Here is a 17,452-nt window from a genome sequence, read left to right as displayed (position 1 = left end):
AGCTCAGGCCGTGATGATGTCCAGCTTGGCGATGCCCAGCGCCAGCGTCTTGGCGCCCACGTCGCGAAACTGGATCTGGGCCTGGGCGTCCTGCCCCGAACCGCTGAGGCCTATGATGGTGCCGTCGCCAAAGCGCGCGTGGCGCACGCCCTGCCCCACCCGGAACTGCTGCTCGCCCACGGTGACGCCGCTGGCCATGCCACGCGGCTGCCGAGGTGCGGCAGTGCCGGTAGGCTTGCGGCCAAAGGCGTCGCCGCGACTGCTCCAGGCCGGCGCCGCGCCGCCGAAGCCGCCGCCCTGATGCAGGCCGGCGCGCGGGCTCAGCCACTTCAGATGCTGCTCGGGAATTTCTTCGAGAAAACGCGAACGCATGGCGTAACGCGTCTGGCCGTGCAGCATGCGGCTTTGCGCCAGGCTGAGATACAGCCTTTCCCGGGCCCGGGTGATCGCCACGTACATCAGGCGCCGCTCTTCCTCGAGGCCGGCGGGCTCCATGATGCTGTTCTCGTGCGGGAACAGCCCTTCCTCCAGGCCGGTGATGAACACGGCGTCGAACTCAAGGCCCTTGGCGGCGTGCACGGTCATCAGCTGCACCGCGTCCTGGCCCACCTGCGCCTGATTGTCGCCGGCTTCCAGCGCCGCATGCGACAGGAAAGCCGCCAACGGTGTCAGGCCGCCCAGCGTATCGGGTTGCGGGGCATCGACGACGCCCGGCATCAGGGCGCCGCTCACATCGTGATCGGGCACGACGCCGGCCGGCAAGCCTTCGAAGTTTTCCTCGGCCGCGAACACCGTGGCAGCGGTGATCAGTTCGTTGAGGTTCTCCAGGCGCTCGGCGCCTTCGCGTTCGGTCTGGTAGTGGGCCTTCAGGCCGCTGGCCTCGATGACATGGTCCACCAGTTCTGGCAGCGGCAGCTCGCGCGTGTCGTGCGCCATCTGTCCGATCAGCTGCGCGAATTGCGCCAGATTCGAGCCGCCCTTGCCGCCGACGCGGGCCACCGCGCCGAACAGGCTGGTGTCGTGCGCGCGCGCCGCGTCGCTGAGCTGCTCGAGCGTGCGCGCCCCGATGCCGCGGGTCGGAAAGTTGACCACCCGCATCCAGGAGGTGTCGTCGTTCGGATTGGCGATCAGGCGCAGATAGGCCAGCGCGTGCTTGATTTCCTGGCGCTCGAAGAAGCGCAGGCCACCGTACACCTTGTAGGGGATGCCCACCGAGAACAGCGCATGCTCGAGCACGCGCGATTGCGCGTTGCTGCGGTAGAGCACGGCGATTTCGCTGCGCATGCGGCCGTCGTTGATCAACGCGCGGATCTCGTCGACCAGCCATTGCGCCTCCATGCCGTCGGAGGGCTGCTCGATGACGCGCACCGGCTCGCCCTCGCCCTGTTCGGTCCAGAGGTTCTTGCCCAGGCGTCCGGTGTTGTGCCCGATGAGGGCATTGGCCGAATCCAGGATGTGGCCGTACGAGCGGTAGTTCTGTTCCAGGCGGATGACACGGCCATGTGCGTAATCGCGTTCGAAGTCGGCCATGTTGCCGACGTTGGCGCCGCGAAACGCATAGATGGACTGATCGTCGTCGCCGACCGCGAAAATCGCCGCCCCGGTGCCCGCCAGCAGACGCAGCCACTTGTACTGCAGCGTGTTGGTGTCCTGGAACTCATCGACCAGGATATGGCGGAAGCGCCGCTGGTAATGCTCTCGCACCGGCGCGTTGCGCGACAGCAGCTCGTACGCGCGCAGCAGCAGCTCGGCGAAATCGACCACGCCCTCGCGCTGGCACTGCGCCTCGTACAGCTGGTAGATCTCGATCAGCTTGCGCCGGTGCGGATCGTAGGCCTCGACGTCGCCGGGACGCAGCCCCTCTTCCTTGGCGCCGTTGATGAAACGCTGCACATCGCGCGGCGGGTACTTCTCGTCGTCGATATTGCCCGCCTTGAGCAGGCGCTTGATGGCGGCCAGCTGGTCGGTGGTATCGAGAATCTGGAATGCCTGCGGCAAGCCCGCGTCGCGATGGTGCGCGCGCAGCATGCGGTTGCACAGGCCGTGGAAGGTACCGATCCACAGGCCACGCGTGTCGATCGGCAACAGGGTCGACATGCGCGTGAGCATTTCACGCGCCGCCTTGTTGGTAAAGGTGACTGCCAACAGCGCAAATGGACTGGCCTGGCCGGTTTGAATCAGCCAGGCCATCCGGGTCGTCAGTACGCGGGTCTTGCCGCTGCCCGCCCCGGCGAGAACCAGGGCGTGTTGCGGTTCGAGCGTTACTGCAGCGCGTTGTTCAGGATTGAGCTTTTCCAGCATCATGCCGCGTAGCGGCGCAGATGCAGAGCAAATTGCTCGAGCCCGGCGATGCCGCTTTGCTGGGCGCGCTGGCACCAGGCCTGCAGGTCATGCAACAGCTGCTCGCTGCTGGCGCTGGAGCTTTCCCAGAGACGGCCGAGTTCGCGGCGCATCTGCACCAGCGTCGACAGCGACTGGTTCTGGGCGATGGCCTGGTCGACTTCGGCGCGCTGCTCGGGCTGCAGGACTTCCTCGTTGCGGTGCAGCCAGCGGCGCACGCGGCGCAGCGTGGTCCAGCGGCAATTGGCGGCGTCCTGCTGACGCGAGGACTTCAGCTTGCTCAGCTCTTCACGCGCGGCGCGCTTGACCAGGTCGCCGTAGCGGGCCATGACTTCGTAGCGGTGCGTGATCACGCCTTGCAGCGTGCTCAGGTCGATGCCCTTGCTGCCCGATTCCAGCTTCAGCTTGGGCGCAACCTTCTTGACCTTGGCCAGGCCGAAGAACTTCAGGATGCTGATATAGCCCCAGCCGATGTCCAGCTCGTACCACTTGGCCGAGAACTTGGCCGAGGTGCCGTGCGCGTGGTGGTTGTTGTGCAGCTCTTCGCCGCCGATGATGATGCCCCACGGGAACACGTTGGTGCTGGTGTCCGGGCTGTTGTAGTTGCGGTAGCCCCAGTAATGACCGATGCCATTGACCACGCCGGCCGCCCAGAACGGGATCCAGGCCATCTGCACCGCCCAGACCGTCAGGCCGACGGCCCCGAACAGGGCCAGGTCGATGGCCAGCATGGTGAGCACGCCGGCCAGGCTGTGCTTGGAATAGATGTTGCGTTCGAGCCAGTCATCGGGCGTGCCGTGGCCGAACTTGGCCATGGTTTCCTTGTTGGCGGACTCCTCGCGATACAGCTCGGCGCCGCGGAACAGCACCTTCCAGATGCCGAACAGCATCGGCGAATGGGGATCGCCTTCCTTCTCGCACTTGGCATGGTGCTTGCGGTGGATGGCGACCCACTCCTTGGTGACCATGCCGGTGGTCATCCAGAGCCAGAAGCGGAAGAAATGCATCACTGCCGGATGCAGGTCCAGGCCGCGGTGCGCCTGGCTGCGGTGCAGGAACACCGTGACCGACACAATGGTGATGTGCGTCACGACCAGGGTGAACAGCACGATCTGCCACCAAGTGGCTTGGGTCAGACCGCCGGAAATGAAAGAAAGGATGGAATCCATAAAGCTTTTTGGAGCCTCACTTGTAAAGTGGCTGAAAGTTTAGTCTACCTGATGCCCTTATGACAGCGTGGTTTCAAAATAGTTTTTGAGGGAAATCAAGCACTAAGCTGCATCTGGTCGGGTTGCGCGCAGCCCCTGCCGCCCACTGGCCCACCCTGTAGATGAGGGTGCAGGGCCGCCAGCACCATAGCAATAATACATTTTGCTACAAAGAACCGGCTACCTGTATGCTGACACCCTGATCCGCACCGGCCATTCTCGATGTTACGCCTATTACCCGCCCTTCTCGCCCTCGCCGTGCCCGCCGCCTGGGCCGCCGGCCCCACCGTGCAGGTGGGCGACAACGTGACGCTGGCATCGTATTACCAGATCCGCGGCGCCGATTGCGCGTCGCTGCGCCCGCCGCTGGTGCGCATCGTGCAACCGCCGCGCCTGGGCACTGCCACCGTCGTGCAGTCCCAGGGCAACAGCGGCCCGGGCGGGCGCTGCGCGCACACGGCGGTGCCCGTGACGCAGATCGTGTACCGGGGCACGCAACCGGGCCAGGACACGGTGGTCTGGGAGGTCACCCATCAACCCCGCCAGCCCGCGTCCCGGCGCGACAGCGCCGCCATCGTGGTGGTGCCGCGCAACTAGCTGTGAACTGTCAATAGGTTGTATTCGTCCAGGTTGAGTCTGGAGATGGGTACAGCGCGCCCGATGCCTTGGTGGGGTCGATGCCAGTTGTAGTGGTGTAGCCAGGATTTCATGGCATCGGCTCGGTGTTGGGAGTTCTGGTAGGTGTGAGCGTAAGCCCACTCACGCAAGGCCGACTGGATGAAGCGTTCGGCCTTGCCATTGGTCTGTGGGCGGTAAGGTCGGGTAAAGCGGTGCTTGATGCCCAGCTCATGGCACAGCGCGGCGAAGGCGCGGCTGCGAAAGGCCGAGCCATTGTCGGTGAGCAAGCGCTGGATGGTCACGCCCAGGCGCTGGTAGTAGGCCACTGCGTCCTTGAGGAACTGGACGGCGCTGGGGAAGCGCTCGTCGGGGTGGATGTCGGTGAAGGCCACGCGGGCGTGGTCATCGATGGCCACGAAGACGAAGTCCCAGCCGGCCCCCTCAACGGTATCGCGTCGGTTGCCCGTGACCCGGTGGCCAGGGCGCTGGATACGTCCCAGCTTCTTGATGTCGATGTGCAGCAGATCGCCGGGGGCCTGATGCTCGTAGCGCACCACCGGCTCGGCCGGCTCCAGGTCGGCCAGGTGCGACAGACCGGCGCGGGCCAGGACGCGGCTGACGGTGCTGGCTGACACGCCCAGCGCCTGGGCGATGCGCGCTTGGGTCAGCCGCTTGCGGCGCAGCTCCACGATAGCCAGCGCCTTGGCCGGCGCAATCGCTCGGGGCGAGACCGTCGGGCGCGAGGACGCATCGGCCAAGCCCGCCTGGCCCTGAGCCAGGAAGCGGCCCAGCCATTTGCGCACAGTCGGCGCGGTGACCCCATAGGCGCGGGCCGCTTCAGGCACACAAACTTGATGGGCGATCAATTGCTGGACCATTTCGAGTCGACGTAGGAAGGTCAATCGGGCATGCTTATGGGTGTTCATCCGGCCGGGCTCCTTGAGTGAACTGGGGGATCGGCGATTTCCAGTTTCTCAAATCCGGTTCGGATGAACCATGCATACAACCTATTGAATCTTCACAGCTAGACCTGGTCGATACGAATGACCGCAATCGGGGTGCGAGGCCGGTCGGCGCGCTGGTCGGCGGTCAGGCTGACCCTTCCTTCGGCCAGCCAGCGCGCCGCCGCCGGATAGACCTGGTGTTCGACCTCGAGCACGCGCCCGGCCAGCGCCTCGGGCGTATCGCCCGCCAGCACCGGCACGCAGCCCTGCGCGATGATGGGGCCGTGGTCGAGCACGGGCGTCACGAAATGCACCGTGCAACCATGCGCGCGCACGCCGGTGGCCAGGGCCTGCGCATGCGTATGCGTATGCGTATGCGTATGCGTATGCAGGCCGGGAAACGCCGGCAGCAGCGAAGGATGGATATTGACCAGCCGGCCCGCGTAGTGATTGACGAAGCCCGGCGTGAGCACCCGCATGAATCCGGCCAGCAGCACGTAATCGGGCGCGTGGCGGTCGATCTCCTGGGCCAGCGCGGCGTCGAACGCCTCGCGGCTGGGGTAGTCCTTGTGGTAGAGGGCCGCGGTGGCGATGCCTTGCTGGCGCGCCCAATCCAGGCCGGCGGCGTCCGGGCGGCTGGCGATCACGGCGGCCACTTCGGCCGGCCAGGACTGCCCGCGGCACGCCTGCACCAGGGCCTGCATGTTGCTGCCGCGCCCGGAAATCAGGATGACGAGGCGGCGCTTGGGATTGGACATTTGCGGCAAGATGAAAACTTTCCAAAAGCGGGTCAACCCAAAATTGTAAACTCTCGGTCGTGAAACCATCGCTGCGCATCTACCGCTACCCGCCCCCGCCCTCGCAACGCACGCCGTGCGCCCTGACGATCGGCAATTTCGACGGCGTCCATCTCGGCCATCAGGCCATCCTGGCGCGCGTGCGCCAGGAGGCCCGCGCGCGCGGCCTGGTGCCCGCCGTCATGACCTTCGAGCCGCACCCGCGCGAGTACTTCGCCACCCTGAACCGCCGCCCCGAACTGGCGCCCACCCGCATTTCCGGGCTGCGCGACAAGCTGCAGGCGCTGGCGGCCGCCGGCATCGAACAGGTCGTGGTCGAGCGCTTCGACGCCCGGCTGGCCGAAATGTCGGCCAACGCCTTCATCGAAGACCTGCTGGTGGCCGGCCTGCAGACCCGCTGGCTGCTGGTCGGCGAGGATTTCCGCTATGGCCACAAGCGCAGCGGCGACATCGACCTGCTGCGCGAAGCGGGCCTGACGCACGGTTTCGAAGTCTGTACCCTGGCCGACATCACCGACCGCCAGGGCCACCGCATTTCCAGCTCCGAGGTGCGCACCGCCCTGGCGGTGGGCGACCTGGACCGCGCCGCGCAACTGCTGGGCCAGCCGTTCCATATCAGCGGCCATGTCATCCATGGCCAGAAACTGGGCCGCGAACTGGGCTTCCCGACCATGAACCTGCGGGTGGCGCCGCGCTGCGCCACCCGCTCGGGCATTTACGTGGTGCGCGTGCTCGGCCTGCAGGACCGGCCCTTGCCGGCGGTGGCCAGCCTGGGCGTGCGTCCGACGGTCGAAGACCGCGGCCGGGTGCTGCTCGAAGCCCACCTGCTCGACGAGAGCCTCGACGCATACGGTAAACTCGTGCGAGTCGAGTTCCTGCACAAGCTGCGGGACGAAGAAAAATTCGCCGATCTCCCCTCCCTGACTGCCGCCATCGCTCAAGACGCGCAAAACGCGCGCGCCTATTTTGCCGTTCATGGACTATAAAAAATCCCTCAATCTGCCCGACACTCCCTTCCCGATGCGGGGCGACCTGGCCAAGCGCGAGCCTGGCTGGGTTGCCGAATGGGAAGAAACCCAGGTCTACCAGGCCATCCGCGCCGCCAGCCGCGGCCGTCCGCGCTTCGTGCTGCATGACGGCCCGCCCTATGCCAACGGCGACATCCACATCGGCCACGCCGTCAACAAGATCCTCAAGGACATCATCGTCAAGAGCCGCAACATGGCGGGCTATGACGCGCACTACGTGCCGGGCTGGGACTGCCACGGCATGCCGATCGAGATCCAGATCGAAAAGAAATACGGCAAGCACCTGCCAGTCACCGAGGTCCAGTCCAAGGCGCGCGCCTACGCCCTCGAACAGATCGATCGCCAGCGCAAGGACTTCAAGCGCCTGGGCGTGCTGGGCGACTGGCACAACCCTTACCTGACGATGAACTTCAGCAATGAGGCCGACGAGATCCGCGTGCTCGGCCGCATTCTGGAAAAAGGCTATGTGTTCCGCGGCCTGAAACCGGTCAACTGGTGTTTCGACTGTGGCTCGGCGTTGGCCGAGGCCGAGGTCGAGTACGCCGACCGGGTCGATCCGGCCATCGATGTGGCCTTTCCGTTCACCGACCGCGGCGCGCTGGCGCGCGCCTTCGGCCTGGACGAGGTCGACGCCGGCGCCATTGTCATCTGGACCACCACTCCCTGGACCATTCCGTCGAACCAGGCGCTCAACGTGCACCCCGAGATCGACTACGCGTTGGTGCGCGTCACGCCCGCGCCGGTGCACGGTCCGCTGCTGCTGCTGGCGCAGGAACGCGTCGAACCCAGCCTGAAGGCGTGGGGGCTGGAAGGCGAGATCATCGCCACCGCCAAGGGCGAGGCCCTCGAAGGCCTGCGCTTTCGCCATCCGCTGGCCGCCGCCGCCCAAGGGTACGACCGCACCTCGCCCATCTACCTGGGCGACTACGTCACCCTGGACACCGGCACCGGCGTCGTGCACTCGGCGCCCGCCTACGGTATCGAAGACTTCGTGTCGTGCAAGGCACACGGCCTGGTGGACAGCGACATCCTCGGCCCGGTCATGGGCGACGGCAAGTTCGTCGACAGCCTGCCGCTGTTCGGCGGCCTGTCGATCTGGGACGCCAATCCCAGGATCGTCGAAGCGCTCAAGCTGGCCGACTCGCTGATGCTGGTCCAGAAACTGTCGCACAGCTACATGCATTGCTGGCGCCACAAGACGCCGGTCATCTACCGCGCCACCAGCCAATGGTTTGCCGGCATGGACGTCAAGCCGCGCGACGGCGGCCCGAGCCTGCGCGAAAGCGCCCTGGCCGGCATCGACGCCACCGCCTTCTACCCCGCCTGGGGCCGCGCGCGCCTGCATGCGATGATCGCCAACCGCCCCGACTGGACGCTGTCGCGGCAGCGCCAATGGGGCGTGCCGATGGCCTTTTTCGTGCACAAGGAAACCGGCGAGCTGCACCCGCGCACCGTCGAGCTGCTGGAGCAAATCGCGCAGCGCGTCGAGAAAGGCGGCATCGAGGCCTGGCAATCGCTCGATCCGCGCGAACTGCTGGGCGACGAAGCCGAGCTGTACGAAAAGAACCGCGACACGCTGGACGTGTGGTTCGACTCGGGCTCGACCCATGCCACGGTGCTGGGCGGCAAGGACGGCGTGCTGGGCGGCTCGCACGGCGCCGAACTGGCCTGGCCCGCCGACCTCTACCTCGAAGGCTCGGACCAGCACCGCGGCTGGTTCCACTCGTCGCTGCTGACCGGTTGCATGCTGTACGGCCATCCCCCCTACAAGGGCCTGCTCACGCACGGCTTCGTGGTCGACGGCCAGGGCCGCAAGATGAGCAAGTCGGTCGGCAACGTCATCGCGCCGCAGAAAGTGTCCGATTCGCTCGGCGCCGAGATCCTGCGCCTGTGGGTCGCCTCCACCGACTACTCGGGCGAGCTGTCGATCTCCGACGAGATCCTCAAGCGCGTGGTCGAAAGCTATCGCCGCATCCGCAACACGCTGCGCTTCCTGCTGGCCAACGTGGCCGACTTCGACGCGGTCGGCCAGGCCGTGCCGTATGGCGAGCTGTTCGAAATCGACCGCTACGCGCTGGCGATGACCGCGCAGATGCAGGCCGAAGTCCAGGGCCACTACGAACGCTACGATTTCCATCCCGCCGTCTCCCGCCTGCAGACGTTCTGCTCGGAAGACCTCGGCGCGTTCTACCTGGACATCCTGAAAGACCGCCTGTACACGACGGCTGCCGGCAGCGCCGCGCGCCGTTCGGCGCAGACCGCGTTGCTCGACATCACCCAGACGCTGCTCAAGCTGATGGCGCCCATCCTCTCGTTCACCGCCGAGGAAGCCTGGAAGATCCTGGCCGGCTCGGCGCTGGCCAAGCAGGCCGACGCCCCGCGCGTCACCATCTTCACCGAGGTCTATCACGCGTTGCCGCCATTTGCCGACGGCGAGGCCCTGACCGCCAAGTGGACGCGCCTGCGCGCCATCCGCGCGGAGGTGCAGCGCAAGCTGGAAGAGGTGCGTTCGGCCGGCGCCATCGGCTCGTCGCTGCAGGCCGAAGTGGACCTGTACGCCAACGCGGCCGACCACGACATCCTGGCCAGCCTGGGCGATGACCTGCGTTTCGTGCTGATCGTCTCGCGCGCCACCGTGCATGCCGACGCCGACGACTTGCGCATCGAGATCGCCGCGTCGGGGCACAAAAAGTGCGAGCGCTGCTGGCACTGGCGCCCGGACGTCGGCCAGGACGCCGACCATCCCGAGATCTGCGGCCGCTGCGTGAGCAACCTGTTCGGCGCCGGCGAGCCGCGCACGCGGGCCTGACCATGACGCAGGCCCGCGCCGCCGCGCCGCGACTGGCCCCCTGGCTGGCCGCGGCCGCCCTCATCATCGTGCTGGACCAGGCGACCAAGCTGTACTTCGACGGCGCCTTCCAGTACGGCGAACGCCTCAACGTACTGCCGTTCTTCGACTTCACGCTGCTGTACAACCGGGGCGCGGCATTCAGCTTTCTCGCTTCCGAGGAAGGCTGGCAACGCTGGTTCTTCACCGCGCTGGGCGTGGGCGCCTCGATCGTCATCGTCTGGCTGCTGCGCCGCACCGCCGGCCAGCCGCGCTTCAGCCTGGCCCTGACGCTGATCATGGGCGGCGCGCTGGGCAATGTGATCGACCGCGTGGCCTACGGCCATGTCGTGGACTTCCTGCTGTTCTACTGGCGCGACTGGCACTATCCCGCATTCAACCTGGCCGACGTGGCCATCACCTGCGGCGCCGTGCTGCTGGTCGTCGACGAGCTGCTGCGGGCGCGCAAGCGGCCGACCGCGCAGGACTGACCGGGGCGTCCGGCCCCGTCGCCGCGGCAAAGCGCATAAAATCGGTCCAACCGCCCTTTCCTCCACCACTTTGACAGGCGGCGCCGCCGCGCCCTTTTCCCGCCATGCTCGATCTCGCCCGCAAACGCATTGTCCTCGGCCTGACCGGCGGCATCGCCTGCTACAAAATCGCCGAACTGGTGCGCCGCATGACCGAACAGGGTGCGGTCGTCGATGTCGTCATGACCGAGGCCGCCACGCACTTCATTACGCCGGTCACCATGCAGGCGCTATCCGGCCGGCCGGTTTTCGTCGACGCCTGGGATGCCCGCGTCGACAACAACATGGCGCACATCGACCTGACGCGCGGCGCCGACGCCGTGCTGATCGCCCCCGCCAGCGCCGACTTCATGGCCAAGCTGGCGCACGGCCTGGCCGACGACCTGCTCTCGACGCTGTGCCTGGCGCGCGCCTGCCCCTTGCTGGTGGCGCCCGCCATGAACCGTGAAATGTGGGCCAACCCGGCTACCCAGCGCAATGCGGCGCAGTTGCGCGCCGACGGCATTACCGTGCTGGGCCCGGCCGCCGGCGAACAGGCCTGTGGCGAAACCGGCACCGGCCGCATGCTGGAAGCCCACGAACTGCTCGCCGACCTGATCGCTTCGTTCCAGCCCAAGGTGCTGGCGGACCGCCACATGCTGCTGACGGCCGGCCCCACCTCCGAACCCGTCGATCCGGTGCGCGTGCTGAGCAACCGCTCGTCCGGCAAGACCGGCTACGCCCTGGCGCGCGCCGCCCACGAAGCGGGGGCCCGGGTCACCTTGATCACCGGCGCCACCGCGCTGGCCATTCCGCGCGGCGTCACGGCTCTGCACGTGACCACGGCGCGGCAGATGCACGACGCGGTCATGGCCAACGCCAACGACGCCGACATCTTCGTCGCCGTGGCGGCCGTGGCCGACTGGCGCGTCAAGAACGTCAGCGAGCAGAAGCTGAAGAAGACCACCGAAGGCGGCGGCGCGCCGGCGCTGGAATTCGAACCCAACCCGGACATCCTGGCCGAGGTCGCCAAGCTGGCGAGCGGGCCCTGGTGCGTGGGTTTTGCGGCCGAAACCGAAAAGCTGGCCGAGCATGCGGAAGCCAAGCGCCTGCGCAAGGGCATTCCGCTCTTGGTGGGCAACCTGGCGCACAAGGTCATGGACGCCGACACCACCGAGCTGGTGCTGTTCGACGAGCACGGGGTGCACCCCCTGCCCGCCGCGGCCAAGCTGGATGCGGCGCGGCGCCTGATCGCCGAGATCGCCGCGCGCCTGCCCGCCCCGGCCAGGCCCTGAGTCAGCCTGCCGGCGCGCCCAGGGGCCGGCGCGCCGCGCCGCCCCCGCCCAGCATCCGCGCCAGGATGGCCACGACCACCAGCGTCACCAGCAGGCGGCCGACCAGCACGATCCAGCCGTTGGCGCCCAGCGCCATCAAGAGCACCGTATCCTCGATCAGCGAATGCGACAGCGACAGCCAGGCCAGCGCCAGAAAGCGCGGCCGGGCTTCCAGTTGCTGTTTCTCCGCCTCTTCGATGATGAGCGCGCCGCCGTAGGACAGCCCCAGCAGCACGCCCAGTATGGTGACCGGCGTGACGCGCGGGTCCAGGCCCGAAACGCGCAGCACCGGCGTGAGCGCCACCGTGATGGCGCGGGTAATGCCGGTGCGTTCCATGACGTCCAGCGCCACCAGCAGCGCCAGGATGATGAGGTAGGTGAACGACAGCGACACGGCGGTGCCGCGCACCCAGGCCCATATGCCGCCGGCCTGCTCGCCGGCCAGCGCGGTTGACTGCAGCCATTGCAGCGACACCGGCTCATCGAGCCATCCGGTGGCGTGGCAGAACCACGAGACCGCCGCGCCGTAGCCCAGCGCCGCCCCCACGCGCAGCGCCGCCGTGGCCCAGAAACTGGCGCCGGCGCGCCGCACGATGGCCTGCTCCACCGGCAGAGCATGGGCGAACAGCAGCATGGAACACAGGGCGCTGAACTGGCCGCCGGTCAGCTCCAGCGCCGGCGCCAAGCTGATCAGCGCCGCGATGGCGCCGTAGATCCCCACGAACGCGCCCGTCATCCATACCATGCCGGCCTCGGCGGGCAGATTCAGCAAACCCATGGCCGGAGCGAACGCCTGGCCCAGGATATCGATCCAGCCCCACGCCTGCGCTGCCTGGACGGCGATCATGACAGGCAGCATGACCTTGACCAAAGTTAAGAACAGGCGGCCGCTGCGCCGCATGAGACCCGACAGATATGGCACGATGAATGAACAGGGCTGAATGAACGGAAATGACAGCTGACAGCATAGCCCGGATGCGACACAATGAGGCAGCGATTTATTGCCTGCAAGCAGCCGAATCAACGATCATATGGACAACAGCAGAATAAAATTGCATAACCATGCAACTTGATGCCATAGACCACCGCATTATTGGGATTTTGCAGCGCGACGCCGATATCTCCAACGCCGTGCTCGCCGAGCGCGTCGGGCTGTCGGCCTCGGCGTGCCTGCGGCGCGTGGCCCGGCTGAAGGAAAACGGCGTCATCCGCCGTATCGTCGCCGTGCTGGACCCGGCCCGCGTCGAGCGCCCGCTTTCGGCCATCGTCACCCTGGAATTCGCCCGCCATGGCTCGGAATACCGCCGCACCTTCATGGAGCAGGTCGCGCTCGAGCCCGCCGTCACCCAATGCTATATGGTCACCGGCGAGGTCTCGTGCGTACTGATCGTGCACATGCGCGACATGGACGAATACCTGGCGTTCGCCGACCGCCTGTTCGACCAGGACGACAACGTGCAGGCGTTCTACACCCACATCGTGATGCAGACCGTCAAGGACGAGCCCGTGGTCGCCGTGCCCGCGGCGCCGCGCTAGTTGTGAACTGTCAATAGGTTGTATTCGTCCAGGTTGAGTCTGGAGATGGGTACAGCGCGCCCGATGCCTTGGTGGGGTCGATGCCAGTTGTAGTGGTGTAGCCAGGATTTCATGGCATCGGCTCGGTGTTGGGAGTTCTGGTAGGTGTGAGCGTAAGCCCACTCACGCAAGGCCGACTGGATGAAGCGTTCGGCCTTGCCATTGGTCTGTGGGCGGTAAGGTCGGGTAAAGCGGTGCTTGATGCCCAGCTCATGGCACAGCGCGGCGAAGGCGCGGCTGCGAAAGGCCGAGCCATTGTCGGTGAGCAAGCGCTGGATGGTCACGCCCAGGCGCTGGTAGTAGGCCACTGCGTCCTTGAGGAACTGGACGGCGCTGGGGAAGCGCTCGTCGGGGTGGATGTCGGTGAAGGCCACGCGGGCGTGGTCATCGATGGCCACGAAGACGAAGTCCCAGCCGGCCCCCTCAACGGTATCGCGTCGGTTGCCCGTGACCCGGTGGCCAGGGCGCTGGATACGTCCCAGCTTCTTGATGTCGATGTGCAGCAGATCGCCGGGGGCCTGATGCTCGTAGCGCACCACCGGCTCGGCCGGCTCCAGGTCGGCCAGGTGCGACAGACCGGCGCGGGCCAGGACGCGGCTGACGGTGCTGGCTGACACGCCCAGCGCCTGGGCGATGCGCGCTTGGGTCAGCCGCTTGCGGCGCAGCTCCACGATAGCCAGCGCCTTGGCCGGCGCAATCGCTCGGGGCGAGACCGTCGGGCGCGAGGACGCATCGGCCAAGCCCGCCTGGCCCTGAGCCAGGAAGCGGCCCAGCCATTTGCGCACAGTCGGCGCGGTGACCCCATAGGCGCGGGCCGCTTCAGACACACAAACTTGATGGGCGATCAATTGCTGGACCATTTCGAGTCGACGTAGGAAGGTCAATCGGGCATGCTTATGGGTGTTCATCCGGCCGGGCTCCTTGAGTGAACTGGGGGGTTGGCGATTTCCAGTTTCTCAAATCCGGTTCGGATGAACCATGCATACAACCTATTGAATCTTCACAGCTAGCTGTGAACTGTCAATACGCAGTAGCACCGGCAAGGTGCCGCCCATGAGAAACGGCGCGGCGCCCACCAGCAGCAGCACCGCCAGCCAGGCCAGCCAGGGACTGTACTGCTCGCCCTGCACGAAGAGCGGCGCGGCGCGCGCCAGCGCCAGCGTGACCGCCAGCGCCAGGACCGCCACGCCGGCCTCGATGGCCGCGTACAGGCGCAGCGGGCGCAGGCTGCGGTCGGCCCGGCGCCCCAGCCACCAGCCGCCGGCCGCCAGTCCCAGGAAGAAGGCGCTGAGCGCCAGCGCGATGGCGTGCACTTCCACGCCGACGATCAGCGACAACTGCTTGATCCACAGGATCTGGAATATCAGCGCCGCGGTGCCGGACAGCGCCAGCAACAGGGCCGGCGCCCACAGTCCGGCCAGCGGCCGCGCTTCGGCGCGCGGCGGCGCCGCCGCGCGCCCGGCCCGCAAGGGTGTACTGCTCATGTCGAGTGATCCGTAAAAGACATGCCCATGGCGTGCGCGACGCAAGCGGGCGCGGGGCCCGCCCGCGCCCGCCCGCGCCTACTTGCCCTGCTTCTTCTTCTGCTCTTCGAAGTACTGCATGATCTTGCGATCCACCTCCTCCTGCACCTGGTCCACGCTGAAGCTGGCAGGACGCTGGCTGGGCGGCCACTCGACGAAGGTCTCCAGGAATTCCGAGGCCTTGGCCGAGCCGATGAAAGCCAGGTAGGCGTTCTTGGACAGCCAGTCGTAGTACTGGTCGGACACGATATCGGCGCGCTCGTAGGGGTCCATCCTCAGGTTGAACACCTTGGGCACCCGCAGGCACACGAAGGGATCCTTCCACACGTCGAAGCCGCCGGGCGCGCGCTGTTCGCAGAACACGATTTTCCAGTTCTCCATTCGCATGGCGACCAGCAGGCCGTCGTCGTTGAAGTAATAGAAGTCGTTGCGCGCGCTCTTGTCGCTCTTGCCGGTCAGGTACTCGAGCTGGTTGTAGCCGTCCAGGTGCACTTTGTAATCCTTGCCGCCGCCGGCGCTCCAGCCCTTGAGCAGCTTTTCCTTGATGTCGCCCTCGCCCGCCGCGGCCAGCAGCGTCGGGAACCAGTCCAGCCCGGACACCATGCCGTTCTTGGTCACGCCCGCCGGGATATGGCCGGGCCAGCGCACCATGGCCGGCACCCGGAACGCGCCTTCCCAGTTCGAGTCCTTCTCGTTGCGAAACGGCGTGGTGGCGGCGTCCGGCCAGCTGAACTGGTTGGGCCCGTTGTCGGTCGTGTAGACGACGATGGTGTTGTCGGCGATGCCCAGGTCGTCCAGCTTCTTGAGCAGCTTGCCGACGTCCTGGTCATGCTCCCACATGCCGTCGGCGTAGTCGTTGCCGGGCATCCCGCTCTTGCCCTGGTGCTCGGGCCGGATATGCGTATAGATGTGCATGCGCGTGGTGTTCATCCACACGAAGAATGGCTTGTCGCCCTTGCCGTGCTTGTCGATGTAGTCCAGCGCGGCGCCCACGGTTTCGTCGTCGATGGTCTCCATGCGCTTGGAGGTCAGCGCGCCGGTGTCCTCGATCTTGCCGTCGGCGCTGGCCTTGATGACGCCTCGCGGCTTGTACGCCTTGACCACCGGATCCTTGGGGTCCTGGGGCCAGTATGGCCGCTCGGGCTCTTCCTCGGCGTTGAGGTGATAGAGGTTGCCGAAGAATTCGTCGAAGCCGTGCTTGGTGGGCAGGTATTCGTCGCGGTCGCCCAGGTGGTTCTTGCCGAACTGCGCGGTCACGTAGCCGTGCGCCTTGAGCGCCTGCGCGATGGTGACGTCGCGGTCCTGCAGGCCCACGTCGACGCCGGGCACGCCGACCTTGGACAGGCCGGTGCGCCGCGGCGACTGGCCGGTGATGAACGAGGACCGGCCCGCCGTGCAGCTGTTCTCGGCGTAGTAGTCCATGAAAATGATGCCTTCCTTGGCGATACGGTCGATATTGGGCGTGGTGTATCCGACCACGCCGCGCGTATACGCGCTGATGTTGGCCTGTCCGATATCGTCGCCGAAGATCACCAGGATATTGGGCGGTTTGCCGGAGGCTTGCGGCTTGGCCGCCTCGCCCTGGGCCTGTGCGTGCGCGCCGGCCGCCATGGCCAGCCCTCCGGCGGCCACCAGCGCCGCCGTCAACCATCGTCTTGCATTCATGACTGCTCTCCTCGCCCGACAGGGCCTTGTGCCGCCAAGTCAACAAACTTCAGGGTTGTTCGAATGCGTATACGCGCTTCCACTCCGTCTTCATGTCCACCACGGTCCAGTCCTGCCGCCGCGCCTCGTCCAGCGCGCGATCGAGCCGCCCGATCCTGGAGTCGCGGTCATAGGCCCACTCGCGCTGCGCGTCGGTGTGATGCACCAGGCCGGCAAAACGCTTGCCGTCGCCGGCCGCGGTCCATTGCAGCATCTGCAGGTCGCCGTCCGAATTGCCGAACGCCAGGATCGGGCGCCGGCCGATGTAGCGCTGGATCGCCACCGGCTTGCCCGGTCCGTCGTCGTTGAACTCCAGCTTGCCGTGGCGCCACAGCGTGGGCTCGCCGTCGCGCACGCCATAAGTCGTGACAAAGCTGGAGCCGATGACCTGCTCGGGCGGGATGCCGTAGGCCTGCTGCGTCCAGGACCGCATGAACTCGGTCTCGCCGCCGGAGACGATGTAGGTCTTGAAGCCGTGGGCGCGCAGGTAGTCCAGCAGTTCGCGCATGGGCGCGAAGGTCAGCTCCGTATAGAGGCGGTCGAAGCGCGGATGGCGGGCGGTCGAGGCCCAGTACCTGACGCTGCGGGTAAAGGTGTCAGTGCTCATGTCGGTGTGCGTGGCGCCGACGATTTTCATCAACGCCACGTCGCCGCCCTTGGCCAGCGCCGCGTGGTCGTCCTGGAGCGCGGCCTTGAACGGCTGGCGGCGCGCCCAGTCGGGATGGCGCGGGGCCATGCTCTTGACGCGGTCCAGCGCGAACAGCATCTGGAAATACATGGGCTGCTCGCTCCACAGCGTGCCATCGTTGTCGAACACGGCGATGCGTTCGTCGGCGGCGACGAAATCCGGCCCGCCGGAGCGCGTGACCGCGCGCACGAACTCGACGATGGCCGTGCGCGACGGTCCGTCGTTCCAGGACGGCAGCTCGTCGACGGACGCGGCCTGCTGGCGCGGCGCCGCGCAGGCGGCCAGCAGCAGGGCCATGGCGGCCGCGCCCAGGCGCGCCGCCCAGCGGCGCCAGCCCTCGGTCGTATGTCTGTCCAT

The 17,452-nt window shown here is 66.7% G+C and carries 15 protein-coding genes; 6 read left to right on the top strand and 9 right to left on the bottom strand.

From position 1 onward, the window contains the following. Nucleotides 1-3: 3 nt before the first annotated feature. Both BN118_RS08365 and BN118_RS08360 read right to left on the bottom strand, forming a co-directional pair. The gene (locus BN118_RS08365; protein WP_003812546.1) at nucleotides 4-2,304 is read right to left on the bottom strand and encodes a UvrD-helicase domain-containing protein; all 2,301 of its coding nucleotides are present in this window, start codon (nucleotides 2,302-2,304) and stop codon (nucleotides 4-6) included. Further along, on the bottom strand, nucleotides 2,301-3,509 hold the full coding sequence (locus BN118_RS08360; RefSeq protein ID WP_003812548.1) for a DesA family fatty acid desaturase: 1,209 nt from the start codon (nucleotides 3,507-3,509) through the stop codon (nucleotides 2,301-2,303). Before BN118_RS08360 ends, BN118_RS08365 begins: the two co-directional genes overlap by 4 nt. A 261-nt stretch (nucleotides 3,510-3,770) precedes the next feature. Between BN118_RS08360 and BN118_RS08355 the strand changes: the two genes are divergently transcribed. Continuing rightward, nucleotides 3,771-4,145, top strand: a complete 375-nt coding sequence (locus BN118_RS08355; protein ID WP_010930545.1) for a hypothetical protein — start codon at nucleotides 3,771-3,773, stop codon at nucleotides 4,143-4,145. Here the strand turns inward: BN118_RS08355 and BN118_RS08350 are convergent. Both BN118_RS08350 and purN read right to left on the bottom strand, forming a co-directional pair. Then, entirely contained in the window at nucleotides 4,142-5,092 is a 951-nt protein-coding gene (locus BN118_RS08350) for an IS481-like element IS481 family transposase (RefSeq protein WP_005012067.1), read from the bottom strand. The two genes, BN118_RS08355 and BN118_RS08350, sit on opposite strands and share 4 nt — an antisense overlap. A gap of 98 nt (nucleotides 5,093-5,190) precedes the next feature. Beyond that, entirely contained in the window at nucleotides 5,191-5,868 is a 678-nt protein-coding gene (gene purN / locus BN118_RS08345; RefSeq protein WP_014905720.1) for a phosphoribosylglycinamide formyltransferase, read from the bottom strand. 59 nt (nucleotides 5,869-5,927) lie between these two features. Here purN and BN118_RS08340 point away from each other — a divergent pair, with 59 nt between their 5' ends. The 4 genes from BN118_RS08340 to coaBC all read left to right on the top strand — a co-directional run bounded on the left by BN118_RS08340 (nucleotide 5,928) and on the right by coaBC (nucleotide 11,566). Further along, nucleotides 5,928-6,893 (top strand): bifunctional riboflavin kinase/FAD synthetase, encoded by a 966-nt coding sequence (locus tag BN118_RS08340; protein WP_010930543.1) that lies wholly within the window; start codon nucleotides 5,928-5,930, stop codon nucleotides 6,891-6,893. After that, complete coding sequence (gene ileS / locus BN118_RS08335) at nucleotides 6,883-9,744, top strand: isoleucine--tRNA ligase (RefSeq protein ID WP_014905719.1); 2,862 nt, start codon at nucleotides 6,883-6,885, stop codon at nucleotides 9,742-9,744. Before BN118_RS08340 ends, ileS begins: the two co-directional genes overlap by 11 nt. 2 nt (nucleotides 9,745-9,746) lie before the next feature. Beyond that, a complete protein-coding gene (lspA, locus tag BN118_RS08330; protein ID WP_014905718.1) occupies nucleotides 9,747-10,253 on the top strand; it encodes a signal peptidase II in 507 nt (168 codons plus the stop codon). 104 nt (nucleotides 10,254-10,357) lie between these two features. Further along, nucleotides 10,358-11,566, top strand: a complete 1,209-nt coding sequence (gene coaBC / locus BN118_RS08325) for a bifunctional phosphopantothenoylcysteine decarboxylase/phosphopantothenate--cysteine ligase CoaBC (protein ID WP_010930540.1) — start codon at nucleotides 10,358-10,360, stop codon at nucleotides 11,564-11,566. 1 nt (nucleotide 11,567) lies between these two features. On the opposite strand, the gene BN118_RS08320 is transcribed toward coaBC, so the two are convergent. Then, complete coding sequence (locus BN118_RS08320; protein ID WP_010930539.1) at nucleotides 11,568-12,527, bottom strand: nucleoside recognition domain-containing protein; 960 nt, start codon at nucleotides 12,525-12,527, stop codon at nucleotides 11,568-11,570. Between the two features lie 140 nt (nucleotides 12,528-12,667). On the opposite strand from BN118_RS08320, the gene BN118_RS08315 reads away from it, so the two are divergent. Beyond that, nucleotides 12,668-13,141: an Lrp/AsnC family transcriptional regulator gene (locus BN118_RS08315; protein WP_010930538.1), complete on the top strand. Its 474-nt coding sequence runs from the start codon at nucleotides 12,668-12,670 to the stop codon at nucleotides 13,139-13,141. On the opposite strand, the gene BN118_RS08310 is transcribed toward BN118_RS08315, so the two are convergent. From BN118_RS08310 to BN118_RS08295, 4 genes are all read right to left on the bottom strand, one after another. Beyond that, a complete protein-coding gene (locus tag BN118_RS08310; RefSeq protein ID WP_014905499.1) occupies nucleotides 13,138-14,088 on the bottom strand; it encodes an IS481-like element IS481 family transposase in 951 nt (316 codons plus the stop codon). The two genes, BN118_RS08315 and BN118_RS08310, sit on opposite strands and share 4 nt — an antisense overlap. Nucleotides 14,089-14,169: 81 nt before the next feature. Next, nucleotides 14,170-14,664: a hypothetical protein gene (locus BN118_RS08305; RefSeq protein ID WP_322746509.1), complete on the bottom strand. Its 495-nt coding sequence runs from the start codon at nucleotides 14,662-14,664 to the stop codon at nucleotides 14,170-14,172. Nucleotides 14,665-14,742: 78 nt separating this feature from the next. Beyond that, nucleotides 14,743-16,368: an arylsulfatase gene (locus tag BN118_RS08300; protein ID WP_041166167.1), complete on the bottom strand. Its 1,626-nt coding sequence runs from the start codon at nucleotides 16,366-16,368 to the stop codon at nucleotides 14,743-14,745. A 49-nt stretch (nucleotides 16,369-16,417) separates the two neighbouring features. Next, nucleotides 16,418-17,452 (bottom strand): HAD family hydrolase, encoded by a 1,035-nt coding sequence (locus tag BN118_RS08295; RefSeq protein WP_010930475.1) that lies wholly within the window; start codon nucleotides 17,450-17,452, stop codon nucleotides 16,418-16,420.

The sequence above is a fragment of the Bordetella pertussis 18323 genome (genome assembly GCF_000306945.1).
Taxonomy (GTDB): Bacteria; Pseudomonadota; Gammaproteobacteria; order Burkholderiales; family Burkholderiaceae_B; genus Bordetella; species Bordetella pertussis.
Note: the sequence above shows the minus strand (reverse complement) of the source record. Positions and strands in the feature narration are given on the sequence as shown.